Below are 19,746 nucleotides of genomic sequence, written 5' to 3'. Positions count from 1 at the left end.
TACTGACTTGGACTACACAATTGCGCTCAGTCCCGCCAGATCGTGACGCGATCGCACAATGTTTAAGAAAGATGTGGGTAATGCATAGCACGCCGGGGAGAGGGGAGCAAGAAAGGTGTTATATTCCAATTCCCCTTCTCCTGTGCAAAAAAAGCGAAGCATCCTCTGTCCTCCCCCCTGCAAAAAAAGCGAAGCATCCTCTGTCCTCCCCCCTCTTGTAGGGGGGAACGAGGGGGGAACGAGGGGGGTAGGGGGGAACGAGGGGGGTCTGGAGAAGGGGTTAGGGGATGAGGGTGAAATGCTCGCCCTGTATTAGTTTTCTACCTTAAGTTGACACCAATGCACGTCGGTGCGCCCCTACGGGTATCATGAATTATCGGGTGGCGCACCTGTAATCGTAAACGCCGCCCAATAATAGGGATGTTGAAATGGTTTTGCTTGCTGCTTATCGGGTTCCATGTCACGGATTTTGCCCAATTCTATTCTAATCTTGGGGCGGAGGGTATTTTCTTCTTTCGGTAGTTGTTGCTCAAACTCCTGATAATATCGCGCCAACTCCTGATAGGTGAGATTCTTTAACCACTTTTGAGTCTTCGTCAACGCTACCCCAGGCGGTTTCCCTTTTTTCAGTTGACAGTAAAAATAAACGATGAACAGCGAACTACTTATATCATCAAGAATTATCCACAGCGTACTCAAGACATGGGAAACCCCTTGATAAACAAACGCACTGACTAATCCTACATAATCCTTTTCAATCGTTTCTCTTCCAGTGAGCGCCGTTTCACAGGCGGCGAGAGTGACGAGGTAATAGGAATTTAAGCAAAGCTGACGGATATCATTAATCGTTAATTTATCCTGATGATTGAGGAGTAAGGCTGAGTTTTGGGGTGTCTCGTACTCATACGTTCCATGTCCGCTAAAGTGGAAGATAGTGTAATTTCCGTTAAGGGCATTAGTAACCGTGGTTTTCGTGGCTTGCTTACCGGAAATGCGCTGAGAATTGGGGAACAATTGGGCAATTGCGGCTGATTCAATAACGGCGTTGGGAAGCGATTTACAGTTTTGGTGAGGGGGAGAATCAATCAGTAGGGGCAAAATAGGGTGTATCTCTCCACGGTTATGTAAATTGAGTCCAATTTGGGCGCTGGGGAGATAGGTAATCGTAAATGTATCGGGAAATAATGCATGGAGGGGGAAGCGGTGTAAATCGCGGTGGGGAATCAGAATTAGATTTTGAATTTGAGGGGTGGGATTGGGGATGGATTCGGGATTCAGTTGAGTTAAAATTGCGGGAATATTCAGGATATGCTGTAATTCTTCGAGTAAGTTCGGCAATTTATCCTGCCAAGATTGTCCCAATTCTTGCTCATCCATTTTATCCCCCTTCCGTCCCCCTTTTCGATCCCCCTCCCGTCCCCCTTCAAAAGGGGGAAGCCAGATGTTGCTTCGCTTTTTTTGCACGGGGGGCTGGGGGGGATTCTTCCGATACTCTTGATAGGAGTCATCCCAGATTTTAATCCAATCTTCTAAGGGTTTAATCCCCCTAACTTCCCCCGACGGGGAGAAAGACGCATCAATACTAATCGGATTCTCGCTATTGTGTTTAATAATAAACGTCGTCAGAGCATTTGGACTCAGATGCCAATAAACAATCGCGGTTGTGGGATTAGTGAGAGATTGAATCTGGCGATAATCGGGACTAAGCGTGGTTTCTTTGCGGGCATCAAGTATCCAGGTGAGATAGAGATTCTTATTTGTTTCGGCGGTTTCTAATGCCAAGATAGGTTCACCCTCTTCAACTAAAACATCGACCCCGATTTGAGAGAAAGGGAGGAATTCAGCCAGGAGTCGGCGTTTCTGGAATGTGGAATTTTGACTATTTAATAAATTATGGAATACCTTTAAGCCTTGTTTGCGCCATTTTTTGGCTTCTGTGTCTTGGTTTAAGCCCAATAAGACACGAATTAAGTCTTGGATAACCTTTAAATGTAGTTCAGGATAGGCGTCTGGGGTGAGGGTAATCAAGGCTTGGTGATATTCGGTTACGGCTTTATGCCAATAGTCGCGGTAATTGCGCTGGTACTTTCCTTGCTGATAGTGGGCGTTTCCTATTGCTTGATGCAATTGTCCCCAACCTTCGGGGTGGGTGTCTTGGAGACAATGCTTTAAGCCTTCTTGAAAAGATAACAATGCCCCTTGATAACCCCGTTGAGTCAGAATGGGATTGGGCAAGATTGGGGAGGTATTAGGGAATTGGAACTGTAAAAAAGTCGCCGCTTCGGGATTATAGTGTCGGGATTTTCCAGCAGCAACCCCTCGGTTTAGCCAAGCTTCGTGGAAATCAGGTTTGATTTGAAGGGCTTTGTCAAAAGAGGCGATCGCCTCTTCATGTCGTTGTAAATTATTGGACAGTAAAGTGCCCCGGTTGTGCCAAGCTTTGTGTTGATCAGGTTTGAATTGAAGGATTTTGTCAAAAGATGCGATCGCCTCTTTATACTTTCCTAAGTTAGCTAGTGCTTCACCTCGTGTGTTCCAAGCATTGACACAATCGGATTGAATGTGAAGGGCTTTTTCAGAAGAGACAAACGCTTCTTCATATCGTCCTAAGTTAAACAGGGGTAAGCCGCGATTGCACCAAATTTGGTGGCAATCGGGTTGGATTTTCAAGGCTTGATCATAGCAAGTGAGTGCTGCTTCATATTGCCCTAGGTTATCCAGAGCCATGCCCCGACTGTTCCAAGCTTCGTAGTAATCAGGTTTGATTTGAAGGGCTTTGTCATAAGATGCGATCGCTAATTCATATTTACCTAACTGAGCCAGTAACACACCCCGGTTATTCCAAGTTTCGTGGTCGTCAGGTTTGATTTGAATGGCTCTGTCCCAAGATGCGATAGTTTTTTCATATTCTCCTAAATAAGCCAGCACCACACCCCGGTATACCCACGCTTCGTAGAAGTCAGGTTTGATGTGAATGGCTTTCTCAACAAAGGCAAATGCTTGTTGAAACTGCCCTAACTCCAGCAGGTATTTACATCCCTGATGAAGCCATTGCTGCACTAAATATTCATTAATATCCCGTCCTTCTGGTGGTGTCATTTAACAAAGTTCTCCTTCTGTCAAATCGCTTCCATCCCTGACTTATCCCAGTTAGCAGTTGCCCAAATAGCTGCTGATAGTCTGCATCACTGAGGCGTTGACGTTTCACCCGCCTGTGTGGTTTCTGTTTGAGGAAGGGGGGTAATAGGGGCTGAATTAGCCGCATCAGCCAGCGCCAAAACTGCTTCACCATTGGCTTGTGGGAAAGGGGGTATTGTTTGTGATTGTTCACGGGACGTAGAGACGCGCCATGGCGCGTCTCTACAATAGCCCAGACGCGCCATGGCGCGTCTGGGCGGGTTTAGTTACATCTGGGTGCAACCGAAAAGATAATAGTGAAACCCGCCCCTACAAACATTGCGCCACATACCGTGAAAGTCTGGGTATTGTTTTATGGTACATCCTTCTTCTGTCGGGGTTGGGTCGGATGCGATCGCGGGTTTGGAATTCATGCGCCATTTAAGTAAAGGGCGACCCGATACAATTGAGTGGATGGGTAGTGTTCATTGATGCAGGCGAGTCGCCCCTACAGCATCGTCGGCTTGTGTTTGTTCAAATTCACCGCTATGAATCTCGTTTAAATATCTGCCGAATGTGGGTTCTAAAACGGCGACAAAGGACGCCTATACTGTACCTGTAGGGGAGCGTGTAGGAAAACATCACGATTTAGAAACCTGCGAAGGCAGGTTTTGTTTGTGTAGATGCGGTTTTAACCGCCCTATCCTAATTTAATGAAGACTGCCTGTAGCAGCTTCACCAGTTCAAAGGTGACAAAAATAGCGAGGATGGCTGTAACCAAGCTATTCAAGAAGCGATTATTGCCATAGCCAAAGACAGAGGCGGTAAATTTGATCAACACAAAGGTGAGACAGGTAATGACGGCAAGTTGCAAAAAAGTCATAGGTTCTTGTTTAACTAAGTATTTTTGCTGATTAGACTATATCACCTATCCATCGACTCAGGGTGATTGGGCGTGTTGGACAACTTCTTTCAGCAATCCCTATAATAACGTTGTCTCAATCTCTTGTCTTACAGTAGCTGTGAGCTGACAATTACTCTTGAGACAGTCTACGATTAACCGATTGGCATAATCATAGGAATCAAACCGTTTTTGCCATAGCGCACCCAAGTGCCATTCATACCCTATATTTCGATGGTCAATCATTACCGATCGCAACTGTGCTACCCACTCTTGACTATGCTGACGCCACCACTGCTGAATCTTATCTTTATCGTCTTGGCAGTTAGGCAACTGCTGTTTCAATTGCCGGAGTGCGGTACTAAGTGGAGTATCTTGGGTTAGATAGTCGAGTTCAAGGGCAAGGTGTAAGGCATTGAGTCGATCATCAACCAGATCAGGAGTCAGCGCGATCGCAACGGCTAATGCTTGAGTTAAGGCTAAATCTAATCCGATATCCCCAGCTAATTCACCTGCGAGTCTAGGATCAATGGCTAAGGCTAATGTGGAGTCACCCGCGAGTCGATGATTGGGGGGTAAAGCAAGGGTTAAGTAAAAAGCCCGAACAGCCGCCGATTTATAGGAGGTGGTGACAGTCAAGGCTTTTTTTCGCACCCAGTCAAGTAGCCCTGGTAACGTCTGGGCGGTGGGTTCAGCAGGGGACAATTTGGCGGGCGATCGCTCGTTTTTGTGCGGCTTCTCTACCTCTGCCACAACTAAAGCATCAATCTGTTGCTTGAGGCACTGTATCATTCCATCAGCATTGGGTAACATCTGGGCAGTGAGTAAAATCACTTCTCGCCAGCGTTTTTCGGTGAAATGGGACAATAACTGGGGAATAGAGGTTTCAGCATTAGCGACAATTGCCCTTGCTGTAAAATACTCTTGAAAGGTTAAATGAGAAAACGAATAAATTCCCCTCGCCCGTTCAACTAATAAACCATGCTGCGCCTCAATGGATTTCAACACCGCCGCACTATCTAATTCTAGGGTAGCCAGATCCAGGCGATCGCCTAACTGTTGCTGTAAATAGTCACCAATTAGGTGGACGAGGGTGCTTTCGGTAAAGAAGTAATCCCCTTGCTCAAATGTTATGGCGGCTATCTGACTCAGCAATTGTAGCTTATGGGATAAGGATAAATTACGATAAATATCATCCCGTTTAATCCCTCTGGCTTCGTCCCAGCGAATCAGCAGCAGATCAAGTCCTTGTTTGTAGAGATCACAGCGTTTTTTGGGGAATTCTGTTTTAGTTTGAAAGACTAAACAACTCAGATTTAACAGAACGGGCGTCGTTGCCAGTTCTCGAATCGGTTGATTTTCGGGACTTTCTAACTGTTCCAGAAATAGCGCCGCCTTTTTTAATCCTGATGCAGGTTTATTCCGGGCAACGGCGATAAACCAATTTTTGACAAACTGTTCAAGTTGAGGGCGTTTGAAGTCAGCCAGTTCGACCTCAGTAAAGCCGGGAAACCTGTATTCTTTAGCGGCAATCCGACAGGTAATAATAATCTGGTTTTTATAATAGTGGTCGGCTAGCTGGCGAATCTGGCGAATGACGGCATCACTCCAGCTATCTGGCACTTCATCCAAGCCATCGAGTAAGAGCAATGCTCTGCCTTGATTTAAAACCGTTTCCAGCTCTGGGGCTGTCACCTGGCAACGCTCAAATTCTTGGGTAATATAGTTAAAAAGATTCCCATTATTTTCACAACAAGCATCCTCGGCAAAGTTTTTCAGGCGGATAAAAATGGGAACCTGTTCCGGTTTAAATTTACCCGTATTACATTGAATCGCCAAATGTTGTAAAAATGTGGTTTTCCCGGCACCAGGTTTTCCTAATACCATTAATTTGCCATATCGTTCCACGGCTTTGAGTCCGGCAAGCCCTTCCAGTCGAACATTGCCTAAGCCCAAGCGATCAAAGTCTTTTGATTTGTCGCCTTGTAGATCATTGAGGTCGAGCCATCGTTGACTGCTAATTTCTTCGAGGATATTAACATCGACATAGAGTTCATCTAAATCAATCGGTCGGGTAATATCTAATAGACGTAGGGTTCCACATTGATGGTGCAGTTTATCATGATGCTTTTGTCGCACTTGATTGACGAGAGTATTAATATCATTGTCAATCGTTTGAACATTCGGCTTGGGGTGGGGGTTAGCCGTTGACGGTAACGCGGCTATTTCGTCGAGATCAAGATCGAGGCGAAAGCAAATTTCGATAAAAACGTGATGATCAACAGGTTTCCCCTTAAAAAATTTCCAAATCGGCTGACGAGTTTCTAAACCTACTTCTCCGGCTAAGTATTCCTGTGTCCATCCCTTACGCAGGAACGCTTGTTTGGCTTTTTGGATGCCTTCTGTAGATGCTTTGAGCGAACGTCTTGCCATAGCCTATCGGTGATCAAGTGCAGGACAAATCCTACTGGATTTAGCTAGAGTGTTCCCACTTATTTGGTAAAATGCGACATTTTAGGGATTTTTTGAGATATTGGGATAGATAAATCGATGACTTGGTGTACTAAAATGGAGAGGTCGGTCGCTACTGGCAGATGGGTGAGCGTATCAAGTTTGCCAATAGCGCGGATGTGTAGGTGTTTTTTGAGGCGGCTCTAGAAAAATGGCTGAATCGCTTGGTGTATCAGGGGTTGAACACCATTGCCGTAAAATCTCAGCCGCGCAATTCCTGAAAGGTATACTGTAACTGGTTTTCAGCGAATTGTATAAATAGGCTCTTGTCAAACTTGATGCCTGAAATGCTATTATTTTTATCAGTCGCGCAACTGTACCTTGATAACTACATAGTCTCAGGCTTACAGATGACCGCCCTCGGAATTCCCCTGAATCCCTATCAGGGATTGAAACCTCCAGATCCTCTAGGTAGTCGAGCAGTGCAGCCTCGGAATTCCCCTGAATCCCTATCAGGGATTGAAACGGATCAACTGGATAAAACTGAATCGAATACTGACTACTCGGAATTCCCCTGAATCCCTATCAGGGATTGAAACGAATATCGGCTCAATTGGAATCAACTCTTGGGCGACTCGGAATTCCCCTGAATCCCTATCAGGGATTGAAACAGATTTGTATAACGAGACTCTGGAGAAGATTAGAGACTCGGAATTCCCCCTCATCCCCTAACCCCTTCTCCCTCCGTGGGGAGAAGGGGAACCGGATTCTCTTGCTCCTTCCCTGGTGTGCCGACTTTTTCCATGGTTTTTGATGGAAACACCTTGCATCACCTATGTTTTGGGCTAGTAAGCTGTTCGACATTTAAACCTTAATATCAATAATGGTGAAATCCTTGTAGTGCGTTTAGCGAAGCCATGCCGCAGGCTTTGCATCTTGCTCGCTACTAATACCCAATTTAAATGCATAACAGCTTAGCTATGCCCTAATTACAGTAGGAGCCAGGGCAACCCTAGACAAACTCCTAAAGTATAGCAACCGCCATGGCGGTTAGGACACATCATTTATGTAGAGACGCGCCATGGCGCGTCTGGAACAATGGTGCCGAAAGTCCTAATCGATGTGTCTACTGCTATATGTGAAAAATCAGGAAAAACCAGACTAAGGATGCTGCCGCTTATTATCTTCGTTTCGCACTCCTGGGGACTGCGCTTAACTATTTCGTTCAATCTGAATTCAAACGCTTGTTAATCTGGTTCATCAGTCCAGTGAACAGCGCACCTGCCATTAAAAGACCGATCGCGGGTGTAAAGACAGGGTTCCACAAGCTATACCACAGGTCTAATCCCAGTGAAACACCAATCGATCGCCCCAACAGCGCGATCGCGAACCAGAAGAAGCTGAATAAAACCAGGAAGAAATCAGCAACTAATAACTGATTTACCCAATAGATAAGTTTGTCTTTCATAATAGGTAAGTTATCTTCAGAGAATAGGACGTGAATGGCACAACGTCAATGCTTACTATACAATCAAGGACTTATACCGTATACCGTCGCCTGGGAACAACAGCGATCGCTCCTGTCACAACGGATTAACGATCCCACCCTTGATGATGTTCTCTTATTAATGGAACATCCACCAGTCTATACTTTAGGTCAAGGTGCAAGTTTAGACTTCCTCAAGTTCAACCCTACAGAAGCTGATTGGGAGGTTCACCGCATCGAACGGGGAGGTGAAGTCACTTACCATTGTCCCGGTCAACTCGTCGGCTATCCCATTCTCAATCTACGATATTATCAGCAAGATTTACATTGGTATCTGCGACAGTTAGAAGCCGTCTTAATTGAAGTGTTGGCGGTTTATGGACTCAAAGGCGATCGCGAAACCGGGATGACTGGTGTTTGGCTTGAGGGACGCAAGGTTGCCGCCATTGGCATTAAAGTTAGTCGTTGGATTACCATGCACGGCTTTGCCCTAAATGTTGACCCCGACTTAAGCGGGTTTAAGCGCATTGTCCCTTGTGGAATTGCCGATAAACCAGTGGGTAGTCTTGCCCAGTTTATTCCTAATATTACCGTAGACCAAGTCCGCCCCATAGTAATTGCCAAGTTTGCCGAGGTTTTCCAGGTTAGGTATCACAACTCAGACCGATTTAACCCGGTTTAAGTCAAGTTTTCCGAACAGCGAGTCGCTAAGAACTTATTCAGATCAGCATAGGTTCCCGCATAGGTAGTGGTTGGCTTCTCATACCCTTTCAGGCTAACAATATGTTGTTTAAAGCCCAGGTTGTTGTATCCTAGCTGTTCCAGATAGCTATAGGTATCTTCTCCCAAAGCAATATCCAGACCAATTTGTTTCGTCGCCGACTCCAGACGAAACGCCGCATTCACTGTATCGCCAATTGCAGTATAGTCAGGGCGATCTCCACTGCCCGTATTTCCCACCATCGCATAACCCGTATTCACTCCCGTACCAATGCGTAGCGGGAAAGGTAGGGGGTACTGACTGGAAAGGGATGCCGTCATCCGGTGCAAATCGCTAACCGCTTGCAACACATTCATGGCTTCGTCTTTACTCACCCCTTTATGCCCATGAAACCAAATTGCCATCACCGCATCGCCAATATATTTATCCACCCAACTTCCCGATTTGCGGATAATATTTCCCGATTGGCGAAACCAGGTGCCAATCACGGCAGAGAGAATCTTTTCATCCAGTTGGCGAGTTAGAACCGTAAAGTCACGGATATCCACCACCATCACCGACATGAGGCGGCGCACATGTAACGTAGAGGTTAGGGTTTCACTACTTGCGGGTTGGCTATAATCGCGGGTACGGGTATCGGATGGTGAATGAAATTCCAGTTCAGTCTGACCAAACATCAGCTGATCGCCATTTCGTAATGTCACCGGAATACTCACTCGGCGTCCATTCACGAAAGAACCATTGCGACTTCCCAAATCAATTAGATAGAAATCACCAGTTTCAGTACACTGTAACATCGCGTGATTTCGGGAAATCCAACGATCAGAGAGGACAAAATTGTTATCATCTCCGCGACCAACTGTCCAGCAATTACTACCCACCAGGGGGAGGTAGCGGTTACCTGTCTCAGTCGGTAGAAGTAAATAGGGAGTGGATCGTAGAGTCACCACAGGCACAGAAGCAACGACGGGTTAAAAAATAAACAGAGGATTAAGTCTATATCCTAGTAGATGCATTCTGAAGCCAAACGAGTGATTCCGGAAACTTCACTACCCTTATGGTTTGATGTCAATATTTGTTTACTGTAGACATTCATGAGCTTTTATTGCAGTGTAGCTGCTAGCCAAAATAGGCTATCTACCAAAATTGTACTCAATACTGCCCCACTAAATGCCCACCACGGCAATCGCCCTCGGGTCAATGCCCCACATCCTACTAATCCTAGTGTACATCCTAAAACCGCTGCCCAGCTAATTCCCCAAGGGGTTTGTACTTGTGCGATCGCCTCTTGCAAGATCGGGGTGATCAAGGCTGGATCAACGTCCATGATTTGACGCCAGTAGGGAATCAAATCCGTTAAATAAAAATATACATCGGTGAGAGCCGTCCCGAACAGAGAACCCAGGTAAAACAAATTACCTACAGCGCCTCTACCCCGCCATAACCCCCACAGGGCAAACGGTAGACCAATGGCTTCGATGGGTAAATGTAACAGCGGTTCAGCCCGCAGCCAGCCCCAATAAATTGAACCGGCTAGCCAGCACCAACTAAAACCCAGTAACAAATCTCCCCATACTCGCATCTCTGGACGCGCCAGTAGCTTGAATCCCAGCCAGATCCATCCTAAGGTCAACAGTAAACTCAACCAGGGAAGTTGCCGGACTAATGGCGCTTGCACAAACACAGGGACAGAAACCAGAAATGAGGCAGCAGCAAACAGCCACCAGCCTTGAACTCTAGCTTTTGAGCCTATCCCTAGACCATTCAGGGGGCTACGGATTGACCTCAAAAGCCAAACCTCTTCTGATGGATCGGAGTAGTTGGAGGATGTATCAGAAAACATACTATTGCGAAACACGATTTGTTTAATTTTCTTTACTTATGTTTACATATCTCAATATATCATGAGCATTATCCCCCCTAGGGGGATATGACCTATTATAGGGTATAGCTAGCACCTCCAGAAAGTTTGCGATCGCGATCAAGCTATGCCAGAATTCCGATTAAAGCGGGTGACTGGTCATTAGTAATTAGGGATTGGGAATTTTAACAAGCCTCAGCTCCTGACTGTTCCCTGTTCTCTTGTCCTTATGCTCAACTTGAATTATGTCCGACTACTTATCCGACTACTTACATGATCAAATTGCAGTGGCGGTGGTCTAAATTTTTAAGGATTAGCCTTCTGAGTGCCTTACTCACCATACCGTTGAAGAGTTTTGGCACCACCATTCCCACAGACGTCGCCGTACCCACAACCCAATCCACCTCCCAGATGAACATAGTTCAGGCGTTGGTACTGGGAATGGTGCAGGGGTTAACGGAATTTATCCCGATTAGCAGTACAGCGCATTTAAAAGTCGTGCCTGTGGTATTAGGCTGGGGTGATCCGGGGGTGGCTTTTACGGCAATCATTCAACTGGGGAGTATTGCCGCCGTGCTGTGGTATTTTTGGTCAGACTTATGGCAAATTTCCACAGGCACAATTCAAGCGATTCAGAGGAAGGATTACCAAGCCAACGATTTTCGCATGGCGGTGGGTATCGGCTTAGGTACTTTACCGATTGTCTTCTGTGGCTTGTTAATTAAGATATTTATTCCCGATTTTGATAATTCGCCCCTGCGGAGTACCGTCGCGATCGCCTGTGCTTCGATTTTTATGGGGCTGCTGTTGGGCGTTGCGGAAAAGATCGGTACGAGAGAGCGCAATTTCGATAAGTTGGGTATGCAGGATGGCATCTTGATGGGATTTGCTCAAGCCTTGGCACTTGTTCCTGGCGTATCGCGATCGGGTTCAACGATTACAGCAGGCTTGTTTATGAGATTGGAAAGAGGAACAGCCGCCCGCTTTTCCTTTTTGCTGGGTATCCCCGCGATTACCCTAGCCGGGTTAGTCGAGTTAAAGGATTTATTAGAATCCGGAGTTGGGGAGGGGGGATTCATGCCTCTCACCGTGGGCGTGATATCATCAGCCATATTTTCTTATGCTGCGATCGCGTGGCTGATTCGTTACCTACAAACCTCAAACACTTGGATCTTTGTCTGGTATCGCGTCGCCTTTGGTGTGGCAATTTTAGCCGCGATTATCGCCGGGATAATGCCCGATAGTTAGGTAGTGAGGGGAGGGAACAGGGGAGCTGGGGGAGCTGGGGGAGCTGGGGAAGCAGGGGAAGCTGGGGGAGCTGGTGGAGCAGAGACATTCTGATGAAACATCTTTTGTAGGGGCGGGTTTTACCACTAACGTTTCGTTGTCACCCTGATATAACTAAACCCGCCCCGACCTAACCGTTCAATTATCACAAATGACGTAGTTTGCTTCTCAAGGGAGCGAGTATAACAAATGACAGATGACGATCCTCGCCATTAACTTTAATTTTTCCCACCGACTTATTCAGGCTGTTCATTAACTTCTGGTAGTGAGTTGTCAGCTTCATTCGTGCGTTGGGCAAATCCCCACAGGAAGATCAAGGCAATAATGGTAATCATTAACCATTCGGGCGGCACGAATTCTGGATTAATCGCTCTAACCAAAAGTCGCAATCCGACTATACCGACGGTAATGTAACCTGCATCCTCCAGATTGGCATACTCCTGTAGCCAGCGGATGAATAAACCTGCCATAAATCGTAGGGTAATCACACCAATAGTGCCACCTGCCAGAACCAGCCAGATTTGGTCAGAAATTGCGATCGCGGTGGTGACACTATCCAAGGAAAATGCTAGATCAGTAATGGCGATCAGAGGAATTACTTGTAACAGTGATGTAAATCGGGGTCCATGATGGTGATGTTGTTCATCTTCCTCGGAGGTGAAATGCTCGAAGACTAACCAGAGCAAATAAGCCGCGCCGAGAAGTTCAAATTGCCAAAACTTGACCACCCACGTTGCCGTCAGAATCAGACTGATCCGCAGAATGTAAGCCACCACCAAGCCAAAGTTCAGCGCTTGTCGCTGAAGTTGCTTGTCTTCTAACCCTTGAGCAATTGTTGCCAGCGCGATCGCGTTATCGGCTGACAGCACCGCTTCGAGGGCAACCAAAATCAGCAGGACTAAGGGGGCTTCTATTCCTAGATTGAACGGTAACTTAAAAACTTGATCCAGCATTAATGAAATAAATAATGATTTCGAGTATTGACGAGGATGTAAGCTGCACTTGCTCGGCAACTATGGTTCCTTCTGTTAACTAATCTTAACGTGTTGCCCAAAATTTCTGCCGAAAACGGAGCAATAGCCAGTAGACTAAAGGTCATATTGATGTTTAATTAGGAGCTTGTAAACCATGTCCCTTTCAGATACCCAAGTTTTCGTCGCTCTCGTCGTAGCGCTCATTCCCGGTATCTTAGCCTTCCGTCTAGCTACGGAACTCTATAAGTAGTTCTCATTCTCAATCGGGCTGGGAACTGGCGAGGATGAGGGGTGTGATGTCAACCCTTGTCTTGTGGATACGGTTTGAGTTGCACCCCTCATCTCATAATTTCGGATCATGGCAGCAAAATGCTGTAAGGTATCTGACTATCCTCAGCAGAGTATTGCCTGCGGAAAACTCTTCGTCTATGATCTGAACTTTAGACAACCAGCTCGGTCATGTCAGTCGGTGGACTGGTGAGTGCCGACACTGCCAGGATGAAGCCGGACGAAAATGTTAGCGATTGTCAACCTTTTGGCAACGGACATACGTTCCATTAGCCCCTAGGCGTACAGTTTAAAAGCACGAGTCTGTAACTATCCAGACGAGAGGCGAACGCTGGCGCGTCAAACGTCGTTAGTCAATAAGGCGGTAGGGGTCTTACCAACTTTTGTACAAGGGAAGCGATTACTTTTTGCCGAGCTTTCCTCTGCCGCTAAATCAAAGACGATAACGGGAGTCTCCAGCGAGTTTTTTTGAGATGAATGCAATCCCAACCTCTCGACCCACTCGGCAACCTTTACCAACCCGCCGCAGGGTTCCTCGCCAAGAGCGTCGTCCACGGCGGCATTCCGACTCCGTTGTGGCAGGTGAAATTACGGTTAAATTAGTGGTAAATCTGATTCTTTGTACTGCCGCGATCGCGGGATTGGCACAACTGTTGCCTTATCATCTGTCCCAAAAGGCGAAGTTGCAAGAAGTACGATCAGAAGTGAAACGCACCCAAAGCCGTGTTCAGAAACTCCGCAATGACTTCGGCGAAGCGTTTGATCCGGCACAAGCTAGACGAGTTATGCAAGATCAAAGTTATCGGGTTGATCCAAATCAGCGTCAAGTCGTCTGGGAAGATCGACGTCTCATGCCCGATAACTAAATAGGGGCTGCTGAATAAATTCTGGGGTGGGAACAGGGAACAGGGAACACTTTCAACCCCCAGTTGAGGTTTGAATTCATGCGCTTAAGGGATCAAGTAACTCACCCATCCAGGTTTCAACTTTCTGGCGCAGGCGACCCGAGGTTCCTGACACAGGGAGTTGAGAGAGGGCGCGTTGATAGTCAGCGATCGCGCAGTTCCAGTCTCCCCGCAGATGATAGGTACGACCTCGTTCGGCATAGATGTGGTTTTGTAGGCATCCCAGGATTAAAGCCAAGTCGAGGTTTTCTATAGCGAGGTCATAAAGCCCTAATTCCCGAAACGTGATGGCTTGGTTAATCCAAGTGCGAACATTACGCGGATTGAGATCCAATGCTTTTTCGTAATCGGCGAGTGCTTTGGCTAATTGTCCCATGGCAGCATAGTAATTGCCGCGATTATTGTAAGCGCTGTCCAATTCGGGATTGAGTTGTAAAGCTCGGTTGTAATCGTCTAAAGCTTTTTGACGCTGACCCATTTGGAAGTAAATCAATCCTCGGTTGTTATAGTCAATGGCGTGGGTAGGATGATGTTTAATTGCCTGACTCAAAAGCGCGATCGCACTACTGTACTCTCCCTGTTTGGCTTGGCGTTGAGCTGAGGTGCGTAAATTTTTAATCGAAAGGTGGTCAGGGGTTCGAGGGGTCAGTGTAATCATGGGTAAAGGCTGGGGTTTCCGGCGGGACATGGGAATCCATTGTCTATTCTCTTCATCGCCTTTGATAAATACATGAGCGTTCATAATCGTCCTCCAACAACACCTGCGGTCTATCTACAATCAACCTTAAGTCTGGCTGCACCCCGCGAGTTGGTGTCGGTGTGTCACTTCCTGAGGCGTCTTTACTCCTCTTCATAATCACCAGCCAACCCAACTGATTGATGTTCTATGAGAAATCTACAGCACAGCTTAGCTGCTTTCCTGAAATCTTAATCAATGAAGCTGAGTCATTCCCTCTATCCTGGGTGTGGTTCACCCCGCTAGCTGTGTGAACCTACAAAAATTGGCACAATCGAACACGAGTTCATTCCGCTCGCAATCAGCACTCAAACCTTTATTGCCATCTGGCGATGCTCTGCCCCCCAACCTTACAGGGCTAACGGTAACCTGCCAGAAATCTGCAACGTTTCTTTACATTCTCCAGCAAGAGATTGCCCAGTCTAACTCACCAATAAAGAATGTCCAGTCTAGAAGGTGGTAAAATGCAACCCAAGTAACTGATTGGTTTGGGTTGGGAATAGTTAAGGACACTGAAAATATGGCAACCACAACAGCATTACAGGATGCTCCTGACGTTAGTGCGGATAACTATTTAGTGGTAGGGTTAGCCACCTGCTTCTTGAAACAAGAGGGTGAAGTTGAGGAGGTGAAAATCCTGGAACCGATTCCTTCGGCGGCTCTGGAGGCAGTTCTCAAAGGGATTCCGACCTCCTATTCCATGGCGCATGGCACCACACTGGGCGAGGTGATCAGTGGTGACACCCCAGAAAAACCGCCGGAATTTCCCGCAGAGGCTCATTTTTGCGACGATTTTATCGCCCGCGCGATCGCAGCAGCTCGCACGTACAAAACTCGTCCGGAGGCACAAGCCCACATTCCCCCCGGTACAACACGCGATGATTTTAACTACTCCATCGAACGCAAGCGGGTGCTAAATCAGATCCGAGTTGTGCGTAAGGAAGACGACGTTAAACAGCACGAATACACTCACAAAGTTCTATAACCCAAACGACGATGCTGAAACTTTATGGTGGCTCCCGCAGTCGGGCGTCAATTGTCCAGTGGTATTTAGAAGAACTGGGCGTTCCCTACGACTATATACTGTTGGACATGCAAGCTGGAGAACATCGCCAGCCGGATTATTTGGCGATTAATCCCATGGGTAAAGTCCCAGCTATTGTGGATGGGGATTTTCAACTGTGGGAGTCAGGAGCAATTTTGCTCTACTTGGCTCAAAAATATGGCAACCTGAACGGATTGGAGGAGCAAGCAACCATAGCTCAATGGATTTTGTTTGCCAATGCGACGCTTGGTCCGGGAATTTTTGTGGAGGCGAGTCGAGAGCGGGAAATGCCGAAATTATTTCCCCCGCTTGAGCAGCGTTTACAGAATCAACCGTTCTTGTTGGGAGATCAGTTTAGTGTCGCTGATGTGGCTGTGGGATCGTATTTGAGTTATATCCCGATCATGTTACAGCTTGACCTGAGCGAGTACCCAGCTATCTCAGACTATATTAAACGCCTTGGTGAGCGATCGGCGTTTCAAAAAACGATTGGCGGACGCAGCTAAATATATAAAGCTGTGGAATATTAATCAGGACACCCCTAACTGGAATGCTGCTGACTTAAGCTGGGTTCGTAGTAGGCACGAAGCGTATCAGAAGCGCTCGCATCGCTTACTACAAACTCTAAAGTCAGTGCCATTTCCCCTAACTGGGTGTCCTTGTCATAATTGATTTTAGTGATTTACCGGAAACCCACAGCCGCTTGCCAAACAAACGCTAGCAGCAAGAAAAAGACGGGGATGACTGGGAGAACATCTACGATAGGGTCAAAGATAGAGTAGGCTTCAGGCAATTTCGCCAACAGCATGGCTGCTTCCATAGTTAAGTCTTCCTTTCTAAACGAATTTTCAGAATTGAAATGTATCTTAACATGAACTGGGTTACAACTGAGCTAGCTTCAGGGGGTAGGTTGGGTCTAGAGAAGAGACCCAACCTACAAACCTAAACCTGAGCTGTTGCCAGTTCAGCTTCAGCCGCAACTGGATAAATGCTGACTTTCTTGCCAGATTTACCCTTTCTCTCAAACGTCACCGTGCCATCAATCAGGGCAAATAGAGTATCATCTTTGCCACGACCGACATTGGTGCCGGGGTGAAATTTGGTACCCCGCTGACGCACTAAAATGTTACCTGCTTTGACAACTTGACCGCCAAAGCGTTTAACTCCTAGCCGCTTGGCATTAGAGTCACGACCGTTACGAGTACTACCTGTACCTTTCTTGTGAGCCATAGTCTCCTCTTGTTTTAATGGTGTGATACCAAATCCGGGGAACGCTACCCCCGTTATAACCTAGTCCGCGCAGGCGGACTTTGCTTGTGTAGCAGCGATTTCAATCGCCTCCTCTTGCATGGAGTTATAAAGGCGGATTTGGTGTGAGTGGATTCCTCTTCTTATTCTGAAGCAGTTTCCGATGTTGCTTCAGGGGCTGACTCCTCAGCCTCAGATGGCATTACCTCCACAGGCGTCGCCGGCGTCGGTGTTTCCGTGGACTCAGCGCTAGTACCCGCTAATACTGAACCATTCATACTAATAGCATCAACCATCAGACGGGTAATTTCCTGGCGATGTCCCCGCTTTTTGCGGGTTTTCTTCTTCGGCTTCATCTTGTAGACCAGGATTTTGCGATCGCGAAAATGTCGCATTACCGTGCCTTCAACGGTTGCTCCATCAACCCAAGGCTGACCAATGGTGACGTCACCATTATTTTCAACCAGCAACACCCGTTCAATCGTAACTTTTTCTTCGGGTTCAACGGGTAGGAGTTCAATGTCGTAAAAACGACCAGGTTCAACTCGTATTTGTTTTCCGCCTGTCTCAATAATTGCGTAACTCATGTGATTGTCCTTAAATGTAGCCGTACAGGTAGCTAGCTCATTAGTAGGTTAGGACTAAGACACAACATCAGATATACAAGCGACAGCACTGTCTAGCTTAACACTTGTACTAAGCCTAACGACTTTTCCTTAGTCCTAATCCCGTAGAGAAGCGATAAATCGCTGTGACTCTCAGGCTTTGAGCTGCTTTTGCTATATCTTTACCTGATCCGAGCAGGTGTAGAAAGGTAGCTTTCTATTTTTCCTTATAAATGCTAAATTTGTCAAGTTTTAGCAAAGTTTTTCTGCCAAAGTCGCTTCATTCTCAATACTCTAACCATTTTGATAAATCTCGCTGAAGCAACTCTTGAAGCTGAAGAATGTCTTCTCGATAAAATTCGACGAGTTGCTTGCGGACTTCTTGTGAAACTTTAGGTTTAACAAGATTTCCATTGTTAACAGTGAACGTAATTTGCTGGCGCAGTTTATCGGGAAACAGTGGCTTCAATATCGATTTAATTGGGTTTGGTTTGTTAAAGAGTGCATATAAAGTTTTATTTTTTGGAGCGCGGCGGGATTCTCTAACTCTTTCGGATAAACAAGGAATAAATGTTTCGTTGACTTCTAAAAATTTAAAAATGTCTGGCAAAACACTGAAAAGATTATTCTGGAAATCTTCATAGATATAAACTTTAATCTGATCACGTTCAAACACATCAATGTAGCGTTTCAGTTGGACATAGTATAACCCCCGTTTTTTGTAATGCCAAAAAGGCCACCAGTTATCTAATATTCGCTGTTCTTCTTGTTCAAGAGCTTGGGCAAAATCTGTTAATGGTTCACGACCTTGGTAGACCAAATGTAAAAAATTTGAATAAGCTCTATCAATTGGATTGCGAAGCATAGTAATCAGCTTCACATGAGGAATATAGTGTTTTATCCGTTTAACCGCATTCGAGCTGTAAAGGTAGATTGTAGATGCTTCGCCAATCGCTATTTCATCGGTTACTTTATCAAATAGTGCTTGATAGGCATCAATGTTAGTCACAACTGACTTGGCTTCTTTGGAGTCATCGGGGCCGCAAAAATTCAATGTTTCTCCTTCATAGGCAAAGAACTTTGGTTCTTTTGCAGGACTCATGTAAATTTGCGGATGCTGCTTTAAATATCTATAAAGTGAAGTCGTTCCTGTTTTCGCCGCCCCTACAATTAAAAAATTAGGCATTATCATATTTTGAACTCCTTGAAATCAGTTTATTGGGATTAAATGCAACAAAGTTTTTACATAAAAACTAAACTTTATTTATCAATCAACTCATGTAATTGCCAAAATTTACTCTTTATAGTTAGCCAACTTACATAATTCTTCATAAACTTCATAAGTCTTTGCCGATACAGGTTCAAATGAGTCAGAATTTTGTAAGGAAGCATCAGGAAAGTTACGGTCTACCTTGCCATCAATAAACTCTTCAATTTTATCAAGTCCTGTCCCTTCTAATACTTGGTTATAGTGAATAAATAACCATTTACCTTTGTGTATATGGATTTTTAAAATGTGCTGATACATGAGTTCCCATACTTGCAGTGCTTGACCAAAATTTATTGAAAAATTATGTAAATATTTTTGCTTTTCACGAACTTTCAGAATGCTGGAAGCAGTTGCCGCTGGATGTCTAAATATACACAAAAATACAGTATCCATTAAAAATGGTCTCCAGGCAGGCAATGTATAACAGAAGCGAGGATCTTTAAAGCAAAAAGGTTGTTTCTGCGTTAATGATTCTATTTTTTCTGCTATTCCCTGAGAACAATGAACTTTTTTTTCCAAAGGTATTCTGGCAAGCCAGCGTTGATTTTTAGTCGGTCTGTTTTTGAAAAAATTTCCAATTATTCCTCTTGGTCGTGCAGGTACGACCTGACTCAATAATTCTTCATTAATAGCTTCAACATTTTTTGATTCAAAATAGCCCTTAGGATTGATTCGAGTTGGAGACATTATCCTATCTCCCATGAAATATCCTGCACCATTCAGAGTCCCAGCCACCATACTAGTTCCACTACGTCCTGAACCTAATATAAGACAATTGAACATTTGCTATTTTCCTCCTCAATTTATTCTAACATAGCTTGTTGATTTAATCTTAATTTAAACCAGTTGAA

Annotated in this window: 21 protein-coding genes; 7 read left to right on the top strand and 14 right to left on the bottom strand. The window is 45.7% G+C overall.

Features of this window, described 5'->3' with window-relative positions:
* Positions 1-366 precede the first annotated feature (366 nt).
* The 4 genes from RH949_RS03455 to RH949_RS03440 form a co-directional block, all read right to left on the bottom strand.
* Positions 367-3,099, bottom strand: a complete 2,733-nt coding sequence (locus tag RH949_RS03455; RefSeq protein WP_446351929.1) for a CHAT domain-containing protein — start codon at positions 3,097-3,099, stop codon at positions 367-369.
* Between the two features lie 86 nt (positions 3,100-3,185).
* Positions 3,186-3,383, bottom strand: coding sequence for a hypothetical protein (locus RH949_RS03450; RefSeq protein ID WP_446351928.1), 198 nt, complete (start codon positions 3,381-3,383; stop codon positions 3,186-3,188).
* Positions 3,384-3,817: 434 nt separating this feature from the next.
* Positions 3,818-4,000: a hypothetical protein gene (locus tag RH949_RS03445; protein WP_006103216.1), complete on the bottom strand. Its 183-nt coding sequence runs from the start codon at positions 3,998-4,000 to the stop codon at positions 3,818-3,820.
* A gap of 99 nt (positions 4,001-4,099) precedes the next feature.
* Positions 4,100-6,451, bottom strand: a complete 2,352-nt coding sequence (locus tag RH949_RS03440) for an NACHT domain-containing protein (RefSeq protein WP_446351927.1) — start codon at positions 6,449-6,451, stop codon at positions 4,100-4,102.
* Positions 6,452-6,879: 428 nt separating this feature from the next.
* Here RH949_RS03440 and RH949_RS03435 point away from each other — a divergent pair, with 428 nt between their 5' ends.
* A complete protein-coding gene (locus RH949_RS03435) occupies positions 6,880-7,047 on the top strand; it encodes a hypothetical protein (protein ID WP_446351926.1) in 168 nt (55 codons plus the stop codon).
* Between the two features lie 647 nt (positions 7,048-7,694).
* On the opposite strand, the gene RH949_RS03430 is transcribed toward RH949_RS03435, so the two are convergent.
* Positions 7,695-7,937, bottom strand: a complete 243-nt coding sequence (locus RH949_RS03430; RefSeq protein ID WP_006103127.1) for a hypothetical protein — start codon at positions 7,935-7,937, stop codon at positions 7,695-7,697.
* A 34-nt stretch (positions 7,938-7,971) separates the two neighbouring features.
* On the opposite strand from RH949_RS03430, the gene lipB reads away from it, so the two are divergent.
* Positions 7,972-8,637 carry a lipoyl(octanoyl) transferase LipB gene (gene lipB, locus RH949_RS03425; protein WP_446351925.1) on the top strand — a complete coding sequence of 222 codons (666 nt, stop codon included), beginning with the start codon at positions 7,972-7,974 and terminating at the stop codon, positions 8,635-8,637.
* On the opposite strand, the gene RH949_RS03420 is transcribed toward lipB, so the two are convergent.
* Together RH949_RS03420 and RH949_RS03415 are read right to left on the bottom strand one after the other, a co-directional pair.
* Positions 8,634-9,626 (bottom strand): adenylate/guanylate cyclase domain-containing protein, encoded by a 993-nt coding sequence (locus RH949_RS03420; protein WP_044209089.1) that lies wholly within the window; start codon positions 9,624-9,626, stop codon positions 8,634-8,636. The two genes, lipB and RH949_RS03420, sit on opposite strands and share 4 nt — an antisense overlap.
* A gap of 152 nt (positions 9,627-9,778) precedes the next feature.
* Positions 9,779-10,519, bottom strand: a complete 741-nt coding sequence (locus tag RH949_RS03415; protein WP_446351931.1) for a DUF3120 domain-containing protein — start codon at positions 10,517-10,519, stop codon at positions 9,779-9,781.
* A gap of 291 nt (positions 10,520-10,810) precedes the next feature.
* Between RH949_RS03415 and RH949_RS03410 the strand changes: the two genes are divergently transcribed.
* Positions 10,811-11,785: an undecaprenyl-diphosphate phosphatase gene (locus tag RH949_RS03410; protein WP_446351924.1), complete on the top strand. Its 975-nt coding sequence runs from the start codon at positions 10,811-10,813 to the stop codon at positions 11,783-11,785.
* 275 nt (positions 11,786-12,060) lie between these two features.
* Here RH949_RS03410 and RH949_RS03405 read toward each other — a convergent pair whose 3' ends face one another.
* A complete protein-coding gene (locus tag RH949_RS03405; RefSeq protein ID WP_006103236.1) occupies positions 12,061-12,777 on the bottom strand; it encodes a TerC family protein in 717 nt (238 codons plus the stop codon).
* Positions 12,778-12,952: 175 nt separating this feature from the next.
* Between RH949_RS03405 and psaM the strand changes: the two genes are divergently transcribed.
* Together psaM and RH949_RS03395 are read left to right on the top strand one after the other, a co-directional pair.
* Positions 12,953-13,048, top strand: coding sequence for a photosystem I reaction center subunit XII (gene psaM, locus RH949_RS03400; RefSeq protein ID WP_071777246.1), 96 nt, complete (start codon positions 12,953-12,955; stop codon positions 13,046-13,048).
* A 511-nt stretch (positions 13,049-13,559) separates the two neighbouring features.
* Entirely contained in the window at positions 13,560-13,952 is a 393-nt protein-coding gene (locus tag RH949_RS03395; protein ID WP_044209014.1) for a slr1601 family putative cell division protein, read from the top strand.
* 76 nt (positions 13,953-14,028) lie between these two features.
* On the opposite strand, the gene RH949_RS03390 is transcribed toward RH949_RS03395, so the two are convergent.
* Positions 14,029-14,733, bottom strand: a complete 705-nt coding sequence (locus RH949_RS03390) for a tetratricopeptide repeat protein (RefSeq protein ID WP_006103198.1) — start codon at positions 14,731-14,733, stop codon at positions 14,029-14,031.
* A 514-nt stretch (positions 14,734-15,247) separates the two neighbouring features.
* On the opposite strand from RH949_RS03390, the gene RH949_RS03385 reads away from it, so the two are divergent.
* Together RH949_RS03385 and RH949_RS03380 are read left to right on the top strand one after the other, a co-directional pair.
* Positions 15,248-15,712 (top strand): hypothetical protein, encoded by a 465-nt coding sequence (locus RH949_RS03385; protein ID WP_006103250.1) that lies wholly within the window; start codon positions 15,248-15,250, stop codon positions 15,710-15,712.
* A gap of 11 nt (positions 15,713-15,723) precedes the next feature.
* Positions 15,724-16,278: a glutathione S-transferase family protein gene (locus tag RH949_RS03380; protein ID WP_006103175.1), complete on the top strand. Its 555-nt coding sequence runs from the start codon at positions 15,724-15,726 to the stop codon at positions 16,276-16,278.
* A 176-nt stretch (positions 16,279-16,454) separates the two neighbouring features.
* Here RH949_RS03380 and RH949_RS03375 read toward each other — a convergent pair whose 3' ends face one another.
* From RH949_RS03375 to RH949_RS03355, 5 genes are all read right to left on the bottom strand, one after another.
* Positions 16,455-16,592 (bottom strand): photosystem II reaction center protein K, encoded by a 138-nt coding sequence (locus RH949_RS03375; RefSeq protein WP_006103223.1) that lies wholly within the window; start codon positions 16,590-16,592, stop codon positions 16,455-16,457.
* Between the two features lie 122 nt (positions 16,593-16,714).
* Complete coding sequence (rpmA, locus tag RH949_RS03370) at positions 16,715-17,002, bottom strand: 50S ribosomal protein L27 (RefSeq protein ID WP_446339739.1); 288 nt, start codon at positions 17,000-17,002, stop codon at positions 16,715-16,717.
* Between the two features lie 161 nt (positions 17,003-17,163).
* Entirely contained in the window at positions 17,164-17,607 is a 444-nt protein-coding gene (rplU, locus tag RH949_RS03365) for a 50S ribosomal protein L21 (RefSeq protein ID WP_446351923.1), read from the bottom strand.
* Between the two features lie 304 nt (positions 17,608-17,911).
* Complete coding sequence (locus tag RH949_RS03360) at positions 17,912-18,811, bottom strand: sulfotransferase family protein (protein WP_446351922.1); 900 nt, start codon at positions 18,809-18,811, stop codon at positions 17,912-17,914.
* A 108-nt stretch (positions 18,812-18,919) separates the two neighbouring features.
* The gene (locus RH949_RS03355; protein WP_446351921.1) at positions 18,920-19,678 is read right to left on the bottom strand and encodes a sulfotransferase; all 759 of its coding nucleotides are present in this window, start codon (positions 19,676-19,678) and stop codon (positions 18,920-18,922) included.
* Positions 19,679-19,746: the final 68 nt, after the last annotated feature.

This window comes from Coleofasciculus sp. A1-SPW-01 (assembly GCF_040217205.1).
Lineage (GTDB): Bacteria > Cyanobacteriota > Cyanobacteriia > Cyanobacteriales > Coleofasciculaceae > Coleofasciculus > Coleofasciculus chthonoplastes_A.
This window is presented reverse-complemented; position numbering and strand designations above follow the sequence as displayed.